The 4,430-nt window shown below is 52.2% G+C and carries 4 protein-coding genes; 3 read left to right on the forward strand and 1 reads right to left on the reverse strand.

Annotated features, from left to right (window positions below):
* Positions 1-14: 14 nt before the first annotated feature.
* Entirely contained in the window at positions 15-407 is a 393-nt protein-coding gene (locus VFS25_RS03265; RefSeq protein WP_326460682.1) for a DoxX family protein, read from the reverse strand.
* Between the two features lie 72 nt (positions 408-479).
* Here VFS25_RS03265 and VFS25_RS03270 point away from each other — a divergent pair, with 72 nt between their 5' ends.
* The 3 genes from VFS25_RS03270 to VFS25_RS03280 form a co-directional block, all read left to right on the forward strand.
* On the forward strand, positions 480-1,340 hold the full coding sequence (locus VFS25_RS03270) for an AraC family transcriptional regulator (RefSeq protein ID WP_326460683.1): 861 nt from the start codon (positions 480-482) through the stop codon (positions 1,338-1,340).
* A 130-nt stretch (positions 1,341-1,470) separates the two neighbouring features.
* A complete protein-coding gene (locus tag VFS25_RS03275; RefSeq protein WP_326460684.1) occupies positions 1,471-3,192 on the forward strand; it encodes an arylsulfatase in 1,722 nt (573 codons plus the stop codon).
* Positions 3,193-3,236: 44 nt separating this feature from the next.
* On the forward strand, positions 3,237-4,430 hold a 1,194-nt coding region (locus VFS25_RS03280; protein ID WP_326460685.1), incomplete at its 3' end, for a DUF5127 domain-containing protein.

A 4,430-nucleotide genomic window follows, 5' to 3' on the forward strand; every position in this document is an offset into this window, starting at 1 on the left:
TTAATTTTTCATTATTAATTCTTAATTACCCTGTCAACGGCCCAGCTGTTGCTTTGTATAAACTGCAGCACTATTACCAGCAAAGCCACGTGAACCAGCTGGGAGGTCAGCGCCTCCCAGTTCTCTATCAAACAGGTGCCAAATATCAGCAGCACCATTATGATGCAGCCGCCAATAGCGGCGCCCCTGGTAAACAGCCCGGCAAGCAGCAGCAGTCCAACAATAAATTCAGCAACAGGCAGCGCATAGCTGAAAGGTGTTACCAGCGCTTCGGGCAGCATGGATTTCTGGAAGCTGCCCACCATCCACCCGCTGAAAGCATGCAGCTTGGGCAGCCGCACCAGGCCATGTCCGAAAAAGCTGGCGCCAATGGCCAGCCGTAAAAAAAGGAAAGAAACAGCATTCATATGGTTGTTTGTTTTTAATTGGTATCGCAAAGATCAGCATCCCGGTACGCCTGCCTTTGTACAATTAAAGGGATGATCTGTATTTTTACAGGTATGGAGATCAGGAACCTTTACCGCCCTTATGAGCTGGAGCTGCTGGAAACCAGCGAGTACTACGCTCCTGTACATAAAAAAACCTTTTTTGAAATGGTATTTATCCTGGAAGGCAGGGGCATACAGCATATCAACAGGCACCAGCTGCCTTATATATCTGATAAGCTGTTCCTGGTTTTCCCGCAGGACCTGCACGGCTTTGAGGTGCAGGAAACCACCCGCTTTTTCTTCATCCGCTTCAACAACAGCTACCTGAAACACCAACCCGCGGAATGGGTAAAGAAGATGGAGTTTATTTTCCACAACCATAACCACCTGCCGGGCTGTATTGTTAAAACCATGGCCGATAAGCCGCTGGTACGCGCCCTGGTGGAAGCGCTGGCGCAGGAGAACAGCAACGCTTACCCGCACCGGGAGGCGGTGATGGCGCAGCTGGTCAACAGCCTTATTACAGTGGCGGCCCGCAACATTTCACAGCAGGCCAACGGCGGGGCAAAAGCGCCGCCGTCAGACGCTGTTTTGCCGCTGCTGAACTATATACACGAACACATTTATGCGCCGGAGCAGCTGAAGGTGGAGAAAATAGCGGCGCATTTCAATATCTCGCCCAACTACATCAGCGAATATTTTAAAAAGATAACAGGAGAGGGGCTGCAGCAGTATATCATCACCTATAAGATGAAGCTCATTGAAACCCGCCTGCGCTTTACGGATAACCGCATCCGTGATATTGCCTTTGAATTCGGCTTCACTGATGAAAGCCACCTGAACCGCCTGTTTAAGAAACACACCGGCCAAAGCCCAACGGCCTACAGGAAACAGTATTTTGCCACTTTTTAAACATTTGCGTAATCGATTACAAAAATGTCGGCAGCATGATTATCTTTGGCCTGTTCCACGGCAGAAAATTATCCTGAACAAGCACCGGGAGCCGCCTGGTAAACTATTGAACAACCGAAATATCTGGACCATGAAGATAAAAAAGACGCCCGTTTATGCCGGGTTACTGGCAGTGAGCGCAGCATCGCTGTTAGCACTGAGCGCCTTTAGGAAAAACAGCCCGGACCCTGCGCCGGCAAAGCCTAAACGGCCCAATATTATTGTAATACTGGCCGATGATATGGGCTTTTCAGACCCGGGCTGCTATGGCGGCGAAATTCATACGCCCAATATCGATTTCCTGGCGCATAACGGCATCCGCTATACGCAGTTTTATAATACCTCCCGCTGCTGTCCTACCCGTGCTTCCCTGCTTACCGGCTTATACAACCAGCAGGCCGGCATAGGTAAAATGACCGATGCGGAAGACGAGCCGGGCTACCTGGGCCACCTTACCGACAGTGCCGTTACCCTGGCCGAAGTGCTGAAAGGCGCGGGCTACCACACCGCCATGTCGGGCAAATGGCACGTGTCAAACACTAACGGGCAGCCTTCCCGCCAGGCGCAGCTCGACTGGCTGAACCACCATACCTACCACAACGAATTTTCACCTGTCAGCCAGTACCCCACCAGCCGGGGTTTTGAAAAATACTTCGGCACCATCTGGGGCGTGGTGGATTACTACGATCCGTTTAGCCTGGTAAGCGGCACCACCCCTATTAAAGAGGTGCCGGCCAACTATTACCATACCGATGCCATTAACGATACCGCAGTCGCCTATATTAAGGGCTATGCCGGGTCCGACAAGCCCTTTTTCCTGTATGTAGCGGAAAATGCCCCGCACTGGCCTTTAATGGCATTGCCGGAAGATATTGCCAAATATAAAGACACCTATAAAGTGGGCTGGCAGGCCATCCGCGAAGCGCGTTACAAAAAAATGGTAAAAATGGGGCTAATAGATCCTGCAAAAACAAAGCTTTCAGAACGCTGGAAGGCCGACCTGGAGTGGAAGAACAACCCCGATACAGTATGGGATGCCGCTGCCATGGCCGTGCATGCCGCTATGATTGACCGCATGGACCAGGGCATAGGCCGCATAATTAATGCGCTGCGGCAAACCGGCCAGCTGGATAATACATTGATCCTGTTCCTGTCGGACAATGGCGCCAGTCCTGAAAACTGCGCTGCCTACGGTCCGGGCTTTGACCGTCCTAACGAAACCCGCGACGGCCGTAAGATCGTTTATGCAACAGAAAAACAGGCCATGCCCGGCCCGGAAACCACTTATTCCTCTATTGGCCAGCGTTGGGCCAATGTGGCCAATACGCCTTACCAGTACTGGAAAGCAGAGTCGTATGAAGGCGGCATACACACGCCGTTGATCGCTTTCTGGCCCAAGGGCATTAAGGCGCCCAGGGGCAGTTTTAACCCGCACGTAGGGCATGTTATGGATTTCATGCGTACCTTTATCGATCTGGCAGGCGCGGAATACCCGCAAACGTATAACGGCAAGCCTATACAGCCTACAACCGGTATTAGCCTGGTACCCTCTTTCAGCAGCCTGAAAACACCAGGCCATGAAGCGCTGTTCAATGAACATTTTGGCGCCCGGTACGCCAGGCAGGGGGCATGGAAGCTGGTATCTGCAAGCAACGACAGCACCTGGCATCTGTACAACCTGGCTGTTGACAGAACGGAAACCAACGACCTGGCAGCGCAGCACCCTGGTAAGGTGCGCCAGCTGGACAGCCTGTGGCGGCAATGGGCCAACACGCATAAGGTGTTCCCGAAACCAGGCAAAAAGCATCACTAAAACCAGTTTGTTTATATAAAAAGCGCATATTAATTCACCCGCTCATGAATGGACTTTTTAAAAAAATCTGTGCCACCGGTGTGCTAACCGTAATGGCTATTGGAACAACCCTGCAGGCACAGGATAAAATGCCTGCGTACCCGTTAATCACGCATAACACGTATTTCAGTATCTGGTCTAATACAGACGAGCTTACCTCTTCCGTAACCCGCCACTGGACTGGCCGGGAGCAATCACTGCTGGGCATACTGAAAGTAGATGGCGATTATTACCGCTTCATGGGCAAGGCCGCCCCGGAGTATAAAACCATACTGCCCGCAGGCGACGAGCAGGCTTATACCTGTAAATACCTGGTGGAAACAGCACCCGCCAAAGGCTGGGAAAAAGCAAAGTTTGATGACCATGCCTGGAAAACAGGCGCCGGCCCGTTTGGCGATAACCGCGCCAAAGCAGGCATAAAATGGACTGGCAAGGATATTTGGGTACGCCGTAAGTTCAAGCTGGCTACCTTACCGAAAGGCAAGCTGCTGCTGCGCCTTTTTCATGATGACGGCGCAGAAGTGTACCTGAACGGGCAAAAGATTGCTGCAGAAGGCGGCGCCAACGGCGATTATGAAATGATAACGCTTACGGATGAAGCCAAATCAAAGCTGGTAGCAGGTGAGAACGTGCTGGCCGTGCATTGCAACAATACCGGCGGCGGCACCTGGATAGATGCCGGCATCACTGAAGAGCTGGAAAATAAAACCGATGCCGCGGTAAAAGTAGCTGCGCAAACCGGCCGGAAAGTAACCGCTACACAAACCATGTACACCTTTACCTGCGGCCCGGTAAACCTGGAGGTAACCTTTACCTCTCCGCTGGTGCTTACCAACCTGGCGCTGCTCTCAAAACCCGTGTCTTATATTACTTATAAGGCCACGTCAACAGACGGCAAGGCGCATAATGTGCTCGTTTACCAGGGCGTATCTACCAACCTGGCGGTAAACCAGCCTACCCAGGAGGTACATGCCTCCCAGTACCTGAAGAAAGGCCTGCAGATACTGCGCGCCGGTACCACGGAACAGCCCGTGCTGCAAAAGAAGGGAGATAACCTGCGCATCGACTGGGGCTATGTATATGCCGCAGCGCCTGCGCCCACCGGCATTAAACAATATGTTACGCCGGAAGCCGCCGCCATTGGCAGCTTTATAGAAGGCCAAAACGGCGACACCGGTGTAACCGGGAAATCGCTGATG

Origin of the sequence: Chitinophaga sp. (assembly GCF_035761305.1) — a bacterium.
Classification (GTDB): domain Bacteria; phylum Bacteroidota; class Bacteroidia; order Chitinophagales; family Chitinophagaceae; genus Chitinophaga.

Coding starts and splice junctions, on each gene's coding strand:
- VFS25_RS03270 (WP_326460683.1), top strand. CDS start 480: ATGATCTGTATTTTTACAGGTATGGAGATCAGGAACCTTTACCGCCCT.
- VFS25_RS03265 (WP_326460682.1), bottom strand. CDS start 407: ATGAATGCTGTTTCTTTCCTTTTTTTACGGCTGGCCATTGGCGCCAGC.
- VFS25_RS03275 (WP_326460684.1), top strand. CDS start 1,471: ATGAAGATAAAAAAGACGCCCGTTTATGCCGGGTTACTGGCAGTGAGC.